This window comes from Microbacterium sp. NPDC077184, from assembly GCF_040687055.1.
Lineage (GTDB): Bacteria > Actinomycetota > Actinomycetes > Actinomycetales > Microbacteriaceae > Microbacterium.
This window is the reverse complement of sequence record NZ_JBFBMM010000007.1, coordinates 125,128-141,312: the sequence shown is the minus strand read 5'-3', so window position 1 is coordinate 141,312 and position 16,185 is coordinate 125,128. Positions and strand designations below refer to the sequence as shown.

The 16,185-nt window shown below is 71.4% G+C and carries 15 protein-coding genes; 10 read left to right on the top strand and 5 right to left on the bottom strand.

Annotation, left to right across the window (positions count from 1 at the left end):
- Positions 1-104 precede the first annotated feature (104 nt).
- The 5 genes from AB0O93_RS13375 (at position 105) to AB0O93_RS13355 (ending at position 5,986) form a co-directional block, all read left to right on the top strand.
- A complete protein-coding gene (locus AB0O93_RS13375) occupies positions 105-1,364 on the top strand; it encodes an extracellular solute-binding protein (RefSeq protein ID WP_363344128.1) in 1,260 nt (419 codons plus the stop codon).
- 144 nt (positions 1,365-1,508) lie between these two features.
- Positions 1,509-2,492 (top strand): sugar ABC transporter permease, encoded by a 984-nt coding sequence (locus AB0O93_RS13370; protein ID WP_363344127.1) that lies wholly within the window; start codon positions 1,509-1,511, stop codon positions 2,490-2,492.
- Positions 2,489-3,403, top strand: coding sequence for a carbohydrate ABC transporter permease (locus AB0O93_RS13365; protein WP_363344125.1), 915 nt, complete (start codon positions 2,489-2,491; stop codon positions 3,401-3,403). The genes AB0O93_RS13370 and AB0O93_RS13365 overlap by 4 nt, the downstream gene beginning before the upstream one ends.
- Positions 3,404-3,471: 68 nt before the next feature.
- Positions 3,472-4,938: a family 1 glycosylhydrolase gene (locus tag AB0O93_RS13360; RefSeq protein WP_363344123.1), complete on the top strand. Its 1,467-nt coding sequence runs from the start codon at positions 3,472-3,474 to the stop codon at positions 4,936-4,938.
- A gap of 31 nt (positions 4,939-4,969) precedes the next feature.
- A complete protein-coding gene (locus tag AB0O93_RS13355; protein ID WP_363344121.1) occupies positions 4,970-5,986 on the top strand; it encodes a LacI family DNA-binding transcriptional regulator in 1,017 nt (338 codons plus the stop codon).
- A 36-nt stretch (positions 5,987-6,022) separates the two neighbouring features.
- Here AB0O93_RS13355 and AB0O93_RS13350 read toward each other — a convergent pair whose 3' ends face one another.
- The gene (locus AB0O93_RS13350) at positions 6,023-6,970 is read right to left on the bottom strand and encodes a phosphoribosylaminoimidazolesuccinocarboxamide synthase (protein ID WP_363344119.1); all 948 of its coding nucleotides are present in this window, start codon (positions 6,968-6,970) and stop codon (positions 6,023-6,025) included.
- A 49-nt stretch (positions 6,971-7,019) separates the two neighbouring features.
- Here AB0O93_RS13350 and AB0O93_RS13345 point away from each other — a divergent pair, with 49 nt between their 5' ends.
- From AB0O93_RS13345 to AB0O93_RS13335, 3 genes are all read left to right on the top strand, one after another.
- Positions 7,020-7,382 carry a DUF202 domain-containing protein gene (locus tag AB0O93_RS13345; RefSeq protein WP_363344117.1) on the top strand — a complete coding sequence of 121 codons (363 nt, stop codon included), beginning with the start codon at positions 7,020-7,022 and terminating at the stop codon, positions 7,380-7,382.
- On the top strand, positions 7,379-7,726 hold the full coding sequence (locus tag AB0O93_RS13340; protein WP_363344116.1) for a DUF202 domain-containing protein: 348 nt from the start codon (positions 7,379-7,381) through the stop codon (positions 7,724-7,726). Before AB0O93_RS13345 ends, AB0O93_RS13340 begins: the two co-directional genes overlap by 4 nt.
- 121 nt (positions 7,727-7,847) lie before the next feature.
- Positions 7,848-8,363, top strand: coding sequence for a hypothetical protein (locus tag AB0O93_RS13335; protein WP_363344114.1), 516 nt, complete (start codon positions 7,848-7,850; stop codon positions 8,361-8,363).
- A gap of 4 nt (positions 8,364-8,367) precedes the next feature.
- On the opposite strand, the gene purD is transcribed toward AB0O93_RS13335, so the two are convergent.
- Positions 8,368-9,639, bottom strand: a complete 1,272-nt coding sequence (gene purD / locus AB0O93_RS13330) for a phosphoribosylamine--glycine ligase (RefSeq protein WP_363344112.1) — start codon at positions 9,637-9,639, stop codon at positions 8,368-8,370.
- A 47-nt stretch (positions 9,640-9,686) separates the two neighbouring features.
- On the opposite strand from purD, the gene AB0O93_RS13325 reads away from it, so the two are divergent.
- Positions 9,687-10,043 carry a sterol carrier family protein gene (locus AB0O93_RS13325; protein ID WP_363344110.1) on the top strand — a complete coding sequence of 119 codons (357 nt, stop codon included), beginning with the start codon at positions 9,687-9,689 and terminating at the stop codon, positions 10,041-10,043.
- Positions 10,044-10,048: 5 nt separating this feature from the next.
- On the opposite strand, the gene AB0O93_RS13320 is transcribed toward AB0O93_RS13325, so the two are convergent.
- The 3 genes from AB0O93_RS13320 to AB0O93_RS13310 are packed head-to-tail and all read right to left on the bottom strand — an operon-like array spanning position 10,049 to position 13,058.
- Positions 10,049-10,864, bottom strand: coding sequence for a heme ABC transporter ATP-binding protein (locus AB0O93_RS13320; RefSeq protein ID WP_363344108.1), 816 nt, complete (start codon positions 10,862-10,864; stop codon positions 10,049-10,051).
- Positions 10,861-11,934: an iron ABC transporter permease gene (locus tag AB0O93_RS13315; protein WP_363344106.1), complete on the bottom strand. Its 1,074-nt coding sequence runs from the start codon at positions 11,932-11,934 to the stop codon at positions 10,861-10,863. Before AB0O93_RS13315 ends, AB0O93_RS13320 begins: the two co-directional genes overlap by 4 nt.
- Positions 11,931-13,058, bottom strand: a complete 1,128-nt coding sequence (locus AB0O93_RS13310) for an ABC transporter substrate-binding protein (RefSeq protein ID WP_363344104.1) — start codon at positions 13,056-13,058, stop codon at positions 11,931-11,933. The genes AB0O93_RS13315 and AB0O93_RS13310 overlap by 4 nt, the downstream gene beginning before the upstream one ends.
- A 139-nt stretch (positions 13,059-13,197) precedes the next feature.
- Here AB0O93_RS13310 and AB0O93_RS13305 point away from each other — a divergent pair, with 139 nt between their 5' ends.
- Complete coding sequence (locus AB0O93_RS13305) at positions 13,198-16,128, top strand: HtaA domain-containing protein (RefSeq protein WP_363344102.1); 2,931 nt, start codon at positions 13,198-13,200, stop codon at positions 16,126-16,128.
- The last annotated feature ends 57 nt before the right edge of the window (positions 16,129-16,185 follow it).

The following is a 16,185-nucleotide window of genomic DNA, read 5'->3' as shown; positions in this document are numbered from 1 at the left end:
ACGCTCCCACGGCACCCGAGGTCTCTCGCACCATTCTGAGGCCGAAGACCCTGCAACACCAATTGACCTGAACACACAAAGGAGTGACAGTGAACTCACGAGCCATGCGCAGAAGCGCTGCCGCGATCGCCGCGTTCTCGGCGACCGCCATCGTCCTCGCCGGCTGCACGAGCGGCGGCGACACCGGAGGCGGCGACGCGGGCGGCGACGCGGGCAGCGACACCCTGACCCTCGCCACCTTCAACGACTTCGGGTACACCGACGAGCTGCTCGCGGAGTTCACCGCAGAGACCGGCATCGAGGTCGTCCACAACAAGGCGGCCACCTCCGACGATGCCCGCGCGAACTTCTTCCAGAAGCTCGGCAACACCGGCCTCGCCGATGTCGAAGCTGTCGAGATCGACTGGTTCGCCGAGATGATGCAGTACTCCGACCTGCTCACCCCGGTGCCCGACGACCTCAAGGGCCGTTGGATCGACTTCAAGGAAGCCGCCGCGACGGATGCCGAGGGCAACCTCGTCGCCTACGGCACCGACATCGGCCCCCAGGGCATCTGCTACCGCGAAGACCTGTACGAGGCGGCGGGCCTGCCCACCGACCGCGAGTCGGTCGAGGCGCTCTTCCCGACCTGGGACGCCTTCTTCGACGTGGCGGACGACTACACCGAGGCCACCGGCCAGCCCTTCGTCGACTCGGCCAACGCGGTGCTCCAGGGCATCATGAACCAGATCGAGTACACCTACGAAGAGCCTGACGGCGCGATCATCGCCACCGAGAACCCCGACGTCCGCGAGTCGTACGACACGGTCGTCGAGCGCGCGGTGCCGGTCTCGGCCTACGCCGGACAGTGGAGCGACGACTGGTTCGCCTCCCTCGCCGGTGGCGAGTTCGCCACGATGCTCTGCCCCGGCTGGATGCTCGGCATCATCGAGGGCAACGCTCCCGAGACCGAGGGCTGGAACATCGCCAACGCCTTCCCGGGCGGCGGCGGCAACTGGGGCGGCTCGTACCTCGTCGTCCCCGCCAACGGTGCCAACGTCGAGGCCGCGCAGCAGCTCGCCGACTGGCTGACCGCTCCCGAGCAGCAGCTGAAGGCCTTCGAGGCCGCCGGCACGTTCCCGAGCCAGAGCGAGGCGCTCGAGAGCCCGGTCCTGCTCGACTCGACCAACGCGTACTTCAACGACGCCCCGACCGGTCAGATCCTCACCGACCGGGCGGACGCGATCACCGTGACGCCGTTCAAGGGACCGCAGTACTTCCAGTACCACAACGCCCTTCAGGATGCGGTGACCCGTGTCTTCGACGGTCTCGAGGACCAGGAGACCAGCTGGGAGACCTGGGTCACCCAGGTCTCGGGCTTCTGATCTGAACCCTCTCCGATGCGGGCGGGCAGCGCCCCTGCCCGCCCGCATCGGGCCATCCACTCTCGAAGGACGATCGTGACTGTCACCGAACCGCGCCCGAAGACGCGCGCCGGCGCTCCGACGCCATCCCCACGCCAGCCCCGCGTGCTGTCTTTCTCGCAGCGGCTGAGCAAGTGGGACCTCAAGGTCTCGCCCTACCTCTACATCTCGCCGTTCTTCATCACCTTCGCGGTGGTCGGACTCTTCCCCATCGTGTACACGGCGATCATCTCGTTCATGGACTGGGACCTCATCCGAGGCTCCGGCACCTTCGTCGGCTTCGACCAGTACATCTGGATCCTCACGCAGCCCCAGTTCTGGACCGCGCTGCGCAACACCTTCTCGATCTTCCTGCTGTCGACGATCCCGCAGATCATCCTCGCGGTCTTCATCGCCTCGGTCCTCGACCGCAACCTCCGCGCCAAGACCTTCTGGCGCATGAGCGTGCTGGTGCCCTTCGTGGTCGCGCCGGTCGCCGTCGGCCTCATCTTCAACGCGATCTTCGCGGACCAGTCGGGTCTCGCCAACGCCTGGATCCAGGCGTTCGGTCTCCCCGCGATCCCCTGGCACGTCGAGCCCTTCTGGAGCCACGTCGCCATCGCCACGATGGTCAACTACCGCTGGACCGGCTACAACGCCCTCATCCTGCTGGCCGCCATGCAGGCCGTGAATCGCGACTACTACGAGGCCGCCACCGTCGACGGCGCCGGCCCCGTCCGCCAGTTCTTCAGCATCACCCTGCCGTCGCTGAAGCCCACGCTGATCTTCGTCATCATCACGTCGACGATCGGCGGACTGCAGATCTTCGACGAGCCGCGCGTGTTCGACCAGTTCGGCCGAGGCGGTGCCGCCCAGCAGTGGCTGACGATCACCCTCTACCTCTACGAGATCGGCTGGGGCCAGTGGAACTTCGGTCGCGCTGCGGCGATGGCCTGGATCCTGTTCATCATCATCCTCGGGATCGGGTTGATCAACCTGATCATCACGCGAAGTCTCGTCCGTGACGAAGGCCTCAGATCCGAGATCAGCAAACGGCAGGCGAAAGAACTCGCCCGTGCCGCCAAGAAGGACGTGGAGGCGAAGCGATGAGCATCGGATACCCCACTCCCCTCGCCGTCGTCGAGGAGAACATCCCCAACCGCAAGGCGCGCAAGCGCGGCGCCCGCACGACCCGCATCCGCGGATCGCGCCCCGGATTCTGGGCCTACGCGACGCTGATCGTGATCTTCCTCTCCGCGATCTTCCCGCTGTACTGGTCGTTCATCATCGGCTCCGGTGACTCCTCGACCCTGCGCGGACCGTTCCCGTGGATCCCGGCCGGCAACTTCTTCGACAACGCAGCCTCCGTCGTCAACAACCCCGCCGTGAACTTCTGGACGGCGCTGTGGAACTCCATCTACAGCTCGTTCCTGATCGCCGCCGCGGTCGTCATCACCTCCACCCTCGCGGGCTGGGCGTTCGCGAAGCTGAAGTTCCTCGGAGGCCCTGCTCTGCTGGTCTTCGTCGTGGCGACGATGGCGGTGCCGCAGCAGCTCGGCGTCGTGCCGCTGTACATCCTGTTCTCCGAGCTCGGCTGGACCGGGCAGATCGGGGCGATCATCATCCCCGCGCTCACCAGCGCGTTCGGGGTGTTCTGGATGACGCAGTACCTCCGACAGGCGGTGCCCGACGAACTCATCGAGGCGGCCCGCATGGACGGGGCATCCATGATCCGCACCTTCTGGACCGTCGGCGTCACCGCCGCCCGCCCCGCCGCGGCCATGCTGTTCCTGTTCACGTTCGTGGGCTCCTGGAACAACTTCTTCTGGCCCTTCATCGTGCTGGACCGCCAGAACCCGACCCTGCCGGTCGCGCTGTCGCTGCTGCAGTCGAACTACTTCGTCGACTACTCCATCGTCCTCGCGGGCGTCATCCTCGCCACGATCCCGCTGCTGCTGCTGTTCATCTTCGCCGGCAAGCAGCTGGTGAGCGGCATCATGGCGGGCGCCGTCAAGGGCTGAGCCCCGGCATCCGTCCTCCGCACCCCCCCTCGTCCGTCCCCCCCATACCCAGAGAGGATGCCGCCCGCATGAGCGAGAACTCCGAGCGCGCCTTCCCCGCGAACTTCCTTTTCGGTGCCGCCACCGCCGCCTTCCAGATCGAGGGCGCCGCCTTCGAGGACGGGCGTCGAGCGTCGATCTGGGACGCGTTCAGCCGTGAGCCCGGCGCGGTCATCCACGCCGACAACGGCGACGTCGCGTGCGATCACTACCACCTGTACCGCGATGACGTGGCGCTGATGAAGCGCATGGGGCTGCAGACGTACCGCTTCTCGACCTCGTGGTCGCGCGTGCGTCCTGACGGGGGGGACCTGAACCCGAAGGGCGTCGACTTCTACAGCCGTCTCGTCGACGAACTGCTCGAGGCCGACATCCTCCCGTGGCTGACGCTCTACCACTGGGACCTCCCGCAGGCGCTCCAGGAGCGCGGGGGCTGGACCGTGCGCGAGACAGCGGACCGCTTCACCGAATACGCGCTCGACATGCACGACGCCCTCGGCGACCGCGTGAACGTGTGGACGACGCTGAACGAGCCGTGGTGCTCGTCGTTCCTCAGCTACGCCGCCGGCATCCACGCGCCCGGGCACTACAGCGACGCCGAGGGCATGCTGGCCGCCCACCATCTGCTGCTCGGGCACGGGCAGACGGTGCGCGAGCTCCGTGCCCGCGACGCCTCGCTGAACCTCGGCATCACGCTGAACCTCACCGTCGCCGACCCGGCCGACGCGAACGACCCCGCCGACATCGACGCCGCGCGCCGCATCGACGGACAGTTCAACCGGTGGTTCCTCGACCCGATCTTCCGCGGGGCGTACCCGTCCGACATCGTGGCGGACTTCCGCCGGGTGGATGCCGCGGCCGCCGACGTGCTGCAGGCCGCGATCCTCCCCGGAGACCTGGAGGCCATCTCCACGCCCATCGACACGCTCGGGGTGAACTACTATCACGGCGAGCTCGTCAGCGGTCACGCGCCGGTCGTCCCGCCGCCCGTCGGCGAGGCGCCGACCGATCGTCCCGGCCGGTCGCCCTTCCCGGCATCCGACGGCATCTTCTGGCACGAGCGGGGCCTGCCGCGCACGCCCATGAACTGGGAAGTCCAGCCCGAGGGCCTGACCCGCCTGCTCACGCGCGTGTGGCGCGAGTACGCCCAGCCCGCCGACGTGACGCTCTACGTCACCGAGAACGGCGCCGCGTATGACGACGAGCTCGTCGTCGAGGCGGGGGAGCCGCGCGTCCACGACGCCGAGCGTGTCGAGTTCGTCCGCGACCATCTCGCGGCGATCCTGGATGCGCAGGATGCCGGCGTCGACGTCCGCGGCTACTTCTACTGGTCGCTGCTCGACAACTTCGAGTGGGCGTGGGGCTACGAGAAGCGCTTCGGCATCGTCCGGGTCGACTACGACACGCAGGTGCGCACCGTGAAGGACAGTGGGCGGGAGTACAGCCGTATCATCGCGGCGCGGGCACTCGCGCCGCACGCGGTCCCGGCATCCTGACAGACTGGCGATCGCACGAGGGAGGTTCCACATGAGCGCAGACACCGTTCGAGGCTCTGTCACGATCGAAGAGGTCGCGGCGGCGGCCGGAGTCTCCCGATCGACGGTCTCGCGCGTGGTGAACGGCTCCACGGCGGTGAGCCCGGAAGCGCTCGATGCCGTCAACCGTGCGATCGCCGATCTGAACTACGTGCCGAACCGTGCGGCGCGTTCGCTCGCGAGCCGTCAGACGCACGCGATCGCGCTGATCGTCCCCGAAGACACGACGCGGTTCTTCGGCGACCCGTTCTTCGCCGCGATCGTATCGGGCATCAATGCCCGACTCAGCCGCTCGGACTACGTGCTGAACCTCTTCATCGCCAACGACGACCCGGGCGACAAGACCACCAGCTACGTCCGCAGCGGTGCCGTCGACGGCGCGATCGTCGTCTCGCACCACACCAGTGACACGTTCATCGACCGCATCGCGGCCGTCGTCCCCGTCGTCTACGGTGGCCGCCCCGTGCGCGAGCGCGAGCGCGACTACTACGTCGACGTCGACAACGTCCGCGGGGGACGGGATGCTGTGGCGCACCTGATCGCCCACGGGCGGCGTCGCATCGCGACCATCACCGGGCCGCTCAACATGCCCGCCGGTGTCGACCGTCTCCGCGGGTACCGCCAGGCGCTCCAGGAAGCAGGGCTCCTGGAAGGACCGATCGAGGACGGCCGTTTCACCTCCGACGGGGGCACCGCGGCGATGCGTCGCATGCTCGAGCGCGGCGGCGAGCTCCCCGACGCGATCTTCATCGCCAGTGACCTGATGGCGCGGGGCGCGATGAACGTGCTCACCGCCGCCGGCATCCGTGTTCCGGAGGACATCTCGATCGTCGGATTCGACGACTCGCCGGTCGCCACCTCCGTGTCGCCGGCGCTGACGACGATGCGCCAGCCGTCGTTCGCGCAGGGGGAGCGGATGGCCTCGATCCTCCTCGACCTCCTCGCCGGGCGCGAGGCGCCGCACGTGACGATCCTCGAGACCGAGCTCATCTCCCGCGACTCGGTCTGACGACCGTCGCCGGGCCCGTCGTCGCCGAGCGCGTCCTCACCAGCCGGTTAGGCGTTGGAGGAGCTCCCGGTAGCGGTCGGCGGTGCGCTCGACGATCTCGAGGGGGAGCGCCGGCGGCTCGCCGGTGCGGTCCCAGGTGGCGGCGAGCCAATCGCGGACGATCTGCTTGTCGAAGCTCGCCATCCGTTCGGCGGCGCTGTGGCCGGTCTTCCACGCTTCGGCGTCCCAGTACCGCGACGAGTCGCTCGTGAGCACCTCGTCGGCGAGCGTCAGGACGCCTGCGTCGTCCAGGCCGAACTCGAACTTCGTGTCGGCGAGGATCAGCCCGCGCTCCTCGGCGGTGCGGGCGGCGCGGTCGTAGATCTCCAGCGACAGGTCGCGCAGCTGGGCGGCGAGATCGGCGCCGACGAGCTCGACGGTCTGCTCGTACGAGATGTTCTCGTCGTGCTCGCCGAGCGGGGCCTTGTACGCAGGGGTGTAGATCGGCTCCGGGAGGCGGTCGCCGTTGGAGAGGCCTTCGGGGAGGGGGATCCCGCACACGGTGCCGTTCGCGCGGTACTCCGCCCAGCCAGACCCGGTCAGGTAGCCGCGGACGACGCACTCGACCGGTTGCATGTCGAGGCCCTTCACGATCATCGACCGGCCGGCGACGGCGGGCGGGATGAGGTCGCGCACGGCGTCGGCCTCCGTCGTCGACGGGGTGGTGAGCACCCGGCTCGCCGCGAGGTGGTTCGGGATGTCGCGGCCGCCGTCACCGCCGGCGAGGCGATCGAACCACCACAGGCTCAGCGTCGTCAGCAGAACACCCTTCTCGGGGATCCCGGGGGAGAGGACGTGGTCGAAGGCGCTCACCCGGTCGCTCGCGACGACCAGCATCCGCTCGGCGGTGGTCGCGTCGGGGGCGGCGTCTTCGGGGACGTAGAGGTCGCGGACCTTCCCCGAGTACACGTGACGCCAGCCGGGGAGGTCGAGGGTTTCACTCACCCGCCCATCCTCCCATTGCGGGCATGCCGCCCGCGCTAGCGTGTCTTCCGTGACCCGCACCCGATTCCCCCGCTCGGTCTTCCGGGTCGGCTCCGAGCCCGACGCGCGATTCACCCTGGCCAACGAGCGGACCTTCCTCGCCTGGACCCGCACCGCCCTCGCCCTCATCGCCGGCGGCGTCGCCCTCGAGGCGCTGGGGCTGGACCTCCAGGTCGTCTTCCGGCTCGCCGCCTCCCTCGTGCTCGTCGTCGCCGGTCTCGCGCTCCCGATCTGGGCGTGGGTCGAGTGGATGCGCACCGAGCGAGCCCTCCGCACCGGGCGGCCGTTGCCCGGCGCGCACACCAGCGCCGCGCTTGCCGTCGTGGTCGTCGTGGTCGGGCTCCTCGTGCTCCTCGGCATCCTGTGGCGATGAGCGCGCCCCTGTTCGACCCGGGCCTGCAACCCGAGCGCACCGCGCTGGCCTGGCGTCGGACGGCGCTGGCGATCGGCGTCGGATCGCTCATCGCCCTCCGCGTCCTGCCGGAGGCTCTCGGGTCCCTCGCGTGGCTCATCCCCGCCGTGCTGGGGCTGATGTTCGCCGGGTGGCTGTGGTGGCGCGCCGATCGGCGCTACCGCGCCACGGCTCGGGTGCTGGTCGCTCAGGGCGACCGTGCGGCTCTTCCCGGCGGGGCGCTGCCTGCCGCGCTCGCAGGCTTCGTCGTCGCCGCGGGCCTCCTCGCCCTCGGCGTCGTGATCGCCGTCGCGATCGGGCGCTGACCGGAGCGTGAGCCGACCTGCCGGCTCGACCCGGATCCGGTCCGGAGGCGGAGGGTACGGGGGGACGCACGCGATCTCGACCCCCTGTCGTGCGTCGCGGACCCCGCCCTAGCGTCGAGGTATGGATGCCCGCAGAGGATGCCGGACCCCCACCCACGTAGCCGTCGCCGTTACGCTGAGCGCGCTCGGTCTCGTCGGCTGCACGTCGGCCGACACCGGAGGTACCCAGCCGCCCTCCGCCACACCGTCTTCAGCGACGGCGACGGCGACGGCGACTGCGAGCCCCTCCTCGACCTTCGCGATTCCATCCGAGCCGGTGGAGGGGGAGGTGGCGTCGGCCGTGTCGGATCGGACATCGTCACCGCCGTCGAACTCGTCCGTCGCGGGGCCGGGAGTGCTGGTCGTCGACCGTCCGTTCTTCGTGGAGGGGCACTGCGTCGGCGGGCGGAGCACGTACGAGGTGAGGTCGGCGGATCCCGCCGACGCGGGCCGCACGCTCATCGAGGGAACGCTCGACTGCGGCGCGCCGATGAGGAGCTCGTTCGACTACTCGCTCCCGTATGCCGGACCCGTCCAGCTCTCGTTCACCGACACGGACGATGTCGAGCAGGCGTGGCTTCGGGTCGTGCAGCCGTGAGGCGTCAGCCCTCGTCGACCGCCGCCGCGATGTCGGTGCGGTGCTGTCCGCCGTCGAGACCGATCGCGTCGATCGCCTGATACGCGCGCCGGCGCGCCTCGCGGAAGGTGTCGCCGACGGCGACGACGTTGAGCACGCGGCCCCCGGTCGCGACGAGCGCGCCGTCGTCGTCAGCCGTGGCCGCGTGGGCGAGGTGCACACCGTCGACGGATGCCGCGGCATCCGCTCCGGTGATCTCGCGACCCGTCTGCGGCGTGGCAGGGTAGCCCTCGCTCGCCAGGACGACCGTGACGGCGGCGCGGTCGGAGAAGACGGGACGGCGCTCGTCCTCGAGGTGGCCGGATGCCGCGGAGAGGAGCAGCTGCGACAGCGGATCGACGAGGCGGGGGAGGACGACCTGGGTCTCGGGGTCTCCGAAACGGGCGTTGAACTCGATGACCTTCACGCCCGCGTCGGTGAGGATGAGGCCCGCGTAGAGCAGCCCGATGAAGGGCGTGCCCTCGGCATCCAGCTGACGGATGACAGGCTCGGCGACATCGCGCGTGACGAGGTCGACGAACGCCTCTTCGCTGCCGAAGCGCTCGGCGAGCCAGGGGAGCGGCGAGTAGGCGCCCATGCCCCCGGTGTTCGGGCCCGTGTCACCGTCGCCGAGACGCTTGAAGTCCTGCGCGGGGCTGAGGGGGAGGACCCGGTCGCCGTCGCTGAGGAAGAAGAGCGAGACCTCGGGGCCGGAGAGGAACTCCTCCACGAGCACGGCGCCGGACGGGAGGTACTCGGCGGCGTGGGCGAGGGCGGCCTCACGGTCGGAGGTGACGATGACGCCCTTGCCGGCGGCGAGTCCGTCGGCCTTCACCACGTGCGGCGCCCCCAGCTCGTCGAGGGCATTCTCGACCTCGGCGAGGGTGGCGGCGCGCACGGCACGGCCGGTGGGCACGCCCGCGGCATCCATGATGCGCTTGGCGAAGGTCTTCGACCCCTCGAGCTGCGCCGCGGCGCGCCCGGGACCGAACACGGGGATCCCGCGCTCCCGCAGCGCGTCGGCGACGCCCGCGACGAGGGGGGCCTCGGGGCCGATGACGACGATGTCGACGTGACGCTCGTTCGCGAAGGCCGTCACCGCGACCGGATCGTTCGCGTCGAGCGCGACGATCTCGGCATCCCGGGCGATGCCCGCGTTGCCCGGAGCGGCGAAGATCTCGTGCGCGACGTCCTCCCCCCGCAGCGCGAGGACGATGGCGTGCTCGCGCGCGCCCGAACCGAGGACCAGGATTCTCACCCCGCCAGCCTAGCGAGGGGGTCGTCGGGCGCGAGTACGGTGAGGGGATGGCTCCACGGAAGATCACCACCGACGACGGACGTGCCGCGCTCGCCGCCCTCGCCTCGGGGTCGACCGACCGGCCCACGCGCGCGACCGCGGTGCGCTATCTCCTGCAGCTGCTCGCCGAGAAGGCGCCCGGCAACAGCGTCGAGGTGCGCGTGCCGCCGTTCGGCGCGGTGCAGGTGCTCGAGGGACCGCGGCACACCCGCGGCACGCCGCCGAACGTCGTGGAGACGGATGCCGACACCTGGGTCGCCCTCGCCACGGGCGCGGAATCCTGGGCGGACGCCGCGGCGTCCGGACGCATCGCGGCGTCCGGCGTCCGCGCCGACCTCTCCGCCCTCCTGCCGCTCCGGCCCTGACCGAGTCACCACGGTGCGGGTCGGTCAGAGGCGCGTCGCCGCGGGGTCACCACCGGGACCCCGGTGGCGGGGTGCGGGAAGACGTCCACCGCCTGCCCGTAGACCTCTTCGATGCGCTCCGCGGTGAGGACCTCCGCAGGGATGCCGGCCGCGACGACCCGCCCGCGCGAGAGCAGCGTGACGCGATCGGCGTGCGCCATCGCGGAGTTGAGGTCGTGCAGCACCACGGCGACCGCCGCACCCTCCCGCGCGCGACGCACCGCGAGGGCCAGGACGTCCTCCTGATGCCTGAGGTCGAGCGCCGCGGTCGGCTCGTCGAGCAGCAGGATGTCGGTCCGCTGGGCGAGCACGCGCGCGAGCGCCGCGCGGGCCCGCTCGCCCCCCGACAGCGACGGCACCGTGCGGTCGGCGAGGTCGACGATGTCGGTGTCCTCCAGGGCCGCGGCGATCGCCGCCTCGTCGTCGTCCGCGAGCGGGGTGCGCGCCCACGGGGCCCGGCCCATCGCGACGACCTGCGCGACCGTGAACGGGAAGCTCACCGCGTTCTGCTGCAGCAGCACCGCGCGGCGGCGGGCGAGATCGCGCGGACGGAACTCCGCGAGCAAGACCCCGTCCAGGTGCACCGATCCGGCCGATGGCACGACGTCGCCGGCGATCACGCCGAACAGCGTCGACTTCCCGGCCCCGTTCGGCCCGACGAGCGCGTGGACCTCGCCGGCTCGGATGCCGAGCGAAGCGCCCGAGAGGATCTCCCGCCGTCCGCCGTCGGGGACGACCGTGACGTCCCGCGCCTCGAGGACGGCGTCCCGCAGCCCGCTCATCCCCAGCCGCCCGCCCGGCGGCGCGTGCGTACGAGCAGCCAGAGGAAGAAGGGGCCGCCGACGAGGGAGGTGATCATCCCGATCGGGAGGTCGGCGAGGGGCACCGCGGTCCGGGCGACGAGGTCGGCGACGGCGATCAGGGTCGCGCCGCCGAGGGCGCTGGTGATCATGAGCGGCAGGTGCGCGGGACCGATCGCCATCCGCATCAGGTGCGGGATCACCAACCCCACGAAGGCGATGATGCCCGCGAACGCGACCGCCGCGCACACGAGGAGCGCGACGAGCACGATCACCGAGATCCGGAGTGCCTCGACGTGCAGTCCCAGGTGCCGCGCGGTGCGCTCCCCGAGAGCGAAGAGGTCGAGGCGCTTCGCCACAAGAACGGATGCCGCGATCCCGACCGCCACGAGCGGAGCGACGAGGGCGATGTTCTGCCACAGCGCCCCGTTGAGGCTGCCGAGTTGCCAGAACACGATCTGCTCGCGCGTGGACGTGGTCCCGGCGAACGTGAGGAAGGCGAGCCCGGCCCCGGCGATCGCGTTGACGGCGATGCCCGTGAGCAGCAGCGTCACCACCTCCGTGCGCCCGCCGGAGCGGCTGACGAGGTAGACCGAGAACACGGCGACGAGCCCGCCGACGAAGGCGAAGCCGGGGGTCGTCCACAGCCCGAAGACCGTGAGTCCGTACGTCAGGCTCGCCGCGGCCCCGAGGGCGGCGCCGGACGAGACGCCCACCACCGCGGCATCCGCGAGGGGGTTGCCGAAGATCGCCTGCATGAGCACCCCCGACACCGCAAGCGCCGCGCCGACGAGGATGCCGAGCACGATGCGCGGAAGGCGGATGTCGAGCACGACGCCCGCGGCCGTCGGCGCGTCCGGCGCCCACCCGGTGTCGATCCCGACGGCTCGGAGCAGGATGCCGAGGACCTCGGTCGGGGAGAGCGCGTACTGCCCGAGTCCGAGGGAGACGATCGAGACCGCGACGAGGGTAGCGCCGAGCGCGGCGGCGGTCAGGGTGATCCGGGTACCCCGTGCGCGCGTCGGAACGCGGGTGACGACCTCGGCGGTCATGCGGCCGGGGCGTACAGGGCCCGGGCGAGGGCGCGCACGATCTCGGCGGAGCGCGGACCGAAGCTCAGGATGTCGGCATCCGCCATGTCGATCACGCGCCGCTGCTCACCCGCCGGGGTCTGGAGGAGGGCGGGGATGCGCTCGAGCAGCCCGTCGACGCCGCCGACCGACGCGAGTCCGTCCGTCATCATGACCAGGACGTCGGGCTGGGCGGCCACGAGCGCCTCGGCGTTCATCGGCTTCATGCCCTCCCACCCGATCTCGCCGGCGACGTCGATGCCGCCGACGGCTTCGATGAGCGAGTCGGCGCCCGAGTCGCGGCCGAAGATGTAGTAGATGTTCGCGTTGCCGCGGACGTAGAGGAACAGCATCCGCGGGCGATCGGATGCCGCGTCCGGCGCGACCGCGGAGATCTCGGCGACGGCGGCAGCGAGGTCGGCGAGGACCCGCGCGGCGAGGGCGTCGCCGCGGTCCGGGACGCCGAGGGCGGCCGCGATCTCGTGCACGAGGTCGTCGGCGGTGTCGAGGCGGTGCTCGCCGCTGATGACCACGACGGCGATGCCCGCGTCGCGCAGCTGCTGGCGCACCTCCTTGGGCCCGATCGAGGTGTCGGTGAGCAGGACGGTCGGGGCGAGCTCGAGGATCGCCTCGGCGTTGAGGGTGTGCCCACTGTCGGTGACGACGGGCAGCTTCTCGGTGCCGGGGAACTCCGTCGACGCGTCGCGCCCGACGACCCGGTCCCCAAGCCCGAGCCCGAACACGGTGGCGGCGATCGTGCCGGAGATGTCGACGGCCAGGATGCGATCGACGTCGGTGACCGTGACCCGGCGGTCCTCGGCATCCGTCACCGTGACGGGAAGCACGGGATCGCCGCCGTCGACGGGCTCGACCCCACGTGAGGGGAGGCAGGCGGTGGAGGGCCCGGTCGCCGCGCGCGGGTCGCTCTCCGGCGCGAGATCAGCCAGGGCGATCTCGGATGCCGGGCACGACGGATCGACCGATGATCCGGCGGCCGAACCCGCGCCGGAGGCGGCTCCCGGTTCGGCGGACGCCCCCGCCGCGGCACACCCGGAGACGGTGAGCGCGAGCGCCAGGAGCAGGGCGAGAGAGCGGACGCGGGGCATGAGGGTGGGCCTTCACTCGGAGTTGACGGCGGCGGAGAATCTGCCGTACGGTGCACTCAGCTTAGGTAAGGCAACCCTAAGTAATCAAACCCGTTCGACCGAATGCGGCGCCTCGCGCCCGACGTCTCCGGAGACCCTCGTGCTACCCGAAACCGTTCCCCCGCTCGCCGCGCGCGCCAAGATCGCGCTCGCCGTCCTGCTCTCCGCGCTCCTCGTCCTCGCCGGTGCGCGCACCGCGCCGACGGCTCGCGCGCTCGTCGACGGCGCAGTCGTGGCCCCGTCCGTGACCGCCGCCTCCGCCGACGGGATCACCGTGCAGGTGCAGGCGAGCGGGCTGGGCGCGGCCACCTCCGCGTACGCCGCCCTCATCGAGAAGGGCACCGAGGCGAATCTCACCGGGGCCGGCGGCTACGCCGCGTTCGCGATGCCGTTCCCGGTCGTCGCCGACGGCGCCACGACCTTCGCGCTCACCGCCGCGGCCGCCGGTCTCGACCGGACGAAGACGTACGAGGTGCTGATCTGGCAGATCCATTCGCCCGCGAACGCCACCACCATCTACGCCCGCGCGGATGTCGCCATCTCGACCGCCGACTGGGATGCGGTCTTCCCGCCCGCACCCGAGCCGGAGCCGGAGCCGGACCCGACCCCGGCACCGACCTCCGAACCCACCGACGAGCCCACGCCCGAGCCGACCCCGACCCCCGCGCCGGAGCCGACCGAAGAGCCGACCCCGACTCCCGCGCCTGCCCCGATGGTGACCGTCTCCGTCACCGAGGGACTCGATCGCGACGGTCAGACCGTCACCGTCACCGGGTCGGGCTTCGTCGCCGACCCGCCCGCGACGAACGGCGCACGGCCGCCGCTGGCCGGTGTGTTCGCGGGTGCGTACGTGGTCTTCGGGAAGTTCCTCGATGACTGGCGTCCCTCCGCCGGCGCACCGTCGTCGGCGCGCACGGTCATCGGCCAAAAGTGGGGCGTGAACGAGGCCCAGTTCGGCGGATCGGTCAACGCCGCGAACGGCGGCTTCGTCATCGCCGCCGACGGGTCGTTCGAGATCGAGCTGACGGTCTCGGCATCCGAGGCGAATGACCTCCGCGCCGGCAACTACGGGATCTACACCTACCCCGGCAGCGGCGCGACCTATGCGGCGTTCGAGACCTCCACGCCCCTGACCTTCGTCGAGCCGGCCCCGGTGTTCGAACCCGAGATCGAGGTGTTCCGCGCCGACGGGACGACCCCGGTCGGCGCGTCCCTCGTCGCCCCCGGTGAGGAGGTCGTCGTGCGCGGATCCGGCTTCGACCCGGCCGCGAACGTCGGCGGGCGCGGCGTCCCGATCCCCGCGACCCTCCCGCAGGGGTCGTACATCGTGTTCGGATCCTTCGCGCCGGCGTGGCAGCCCTCGGCCGGTGCTCCCTCGACGAATCGCAAGGTCGGCGCGCAGGGCTGGATCCTCGCCGACGACGTGCTGAACCAGGTTCCGCCGATGTACCAGGGCGCCGTGCGCGCCCAGTGGGTGCCCCTCGCCGACGACGGCACCTTCGAGGCGCGCCTGACCGTGTCGGAGATCGTCGACGGGCCCGCCGGTGGACGCACCGGCGTCTACACCTACGGTGCCGGTGGCGTGGCGAACTCCGCGCAGGAGCTCTTCGTTCCGATCTCGGTCGGTGTCGACCCCGAGCCCGAGCCCGAGCCGACACCCGAGCCGACCCCCACCCCAACCCCGAAGCCCACCCCCACGACGCCTCCCGTCCTCACCCCCACGGGTCCCGAGTCGCCGGTCGGCGCCGGGTCGCTGCGCTGGGGGATCTCCTCGAGCTTCGTCAGCTACGTGACCGGACCCATCGCGGGCGGCAGCGTCGCGGCGACCGGGGGAGCCACCCGCGCGAACGGCGCCTTCCAGTTCGGTCAGGCAGCGGGCAGCACCTACTCGACCGCGAGCGGCACCGGAACGGTGTCCTACAGCGGAGCGGTGCGCGTCCTCGGGCATTCCGGCGTGCTGGACGTCACGATCGCCGCTCCGCAGGTGCGGATCACATCGTCGACCTCGGCCGACCTCTACGTGACCTCCGGCGGGTCTCAGGTGCGCTTCGCGACACTGAACCTCACGGCCGGAACCCGCTCGACCGGGAGCGGCACCGTCACCTACTCCGGCGTCCCCGCGACGATCACCGCCGACGGTGTCGCGCGCGTGCTGCAGGGCTTCTCCACGACGCTCGACCCGGTCACCTTCACCGTGGGCGTCCCCGCCCCCGCGCCCGCGGGCTCGACGGGAACCGTGGTCGCCGCGGCTCCCGAGCCGCAGGCCCGCGTCCTCCCGACCGAGCGCGGGATCGCCTCCACCCTCGCCCGCACCGCGGCGCTCGGCGCGTGCGTCGTCGACGCCGCGACCCTCGCGTGGGGCTTCAAGGAGAGCTTCCGCACCTACATCGAAGGCATCGCCGCGGGCGGCTGGGAGCTCGACGGAGTGGCCTACGACTACCCGGACTTCACCTGGACCGGCGGCACCGGGTCCGTCGACGCCGAGACTCGCGCGGGCCTGGTGGGCTTCGGTGGCAGCATCCGCTTCACCGGTCACGACGGCGCTCTCGACACCACCCTGACCGATGCCCGCATCGAGCTGGCCGGCGATCGCGGATACGTCGTGTTCGACGTCTCCGGCACCACGCAGGACGGGGCGCCCGTCGCGCAGGCCGGCGTGCGCCTGGCGGAGTTCGCGCTCCCCGACCTCGAGGTCACCGACGACGGGCTCCTCCTCGATGCGCTGCCCGCGACGCTGACGGATGCCGGGGCCACCGCCTTCGGCACGTACCCCGCCGGTGAGCAGCTCGACCCGGTGTCGGCCGTCCTCCCCATCTCGGCCGACTGCGACCTCGCCGCGGGCGACGCGGCGGCGGTCGTCGAGGACGAGACGGAGCCGACCCCCGCGGGCCCGGAAGCGCAGAGCGCGACGACGGCGGCCTCCGACGCGGCTCCCGCGGTCTGGCCGTGGGCGGTCGGCGGGTTCGTGGTGCTCGCCGCGCTCGCCGGGGCAGGGGTGTGGGTCATCGTCGCCCGCCGCCGCTCGGCCTGAGACCGACTGCGCGGCATCCGTGAACACCGCCGGAACGGATGCCGCGCGCCCGGCCCG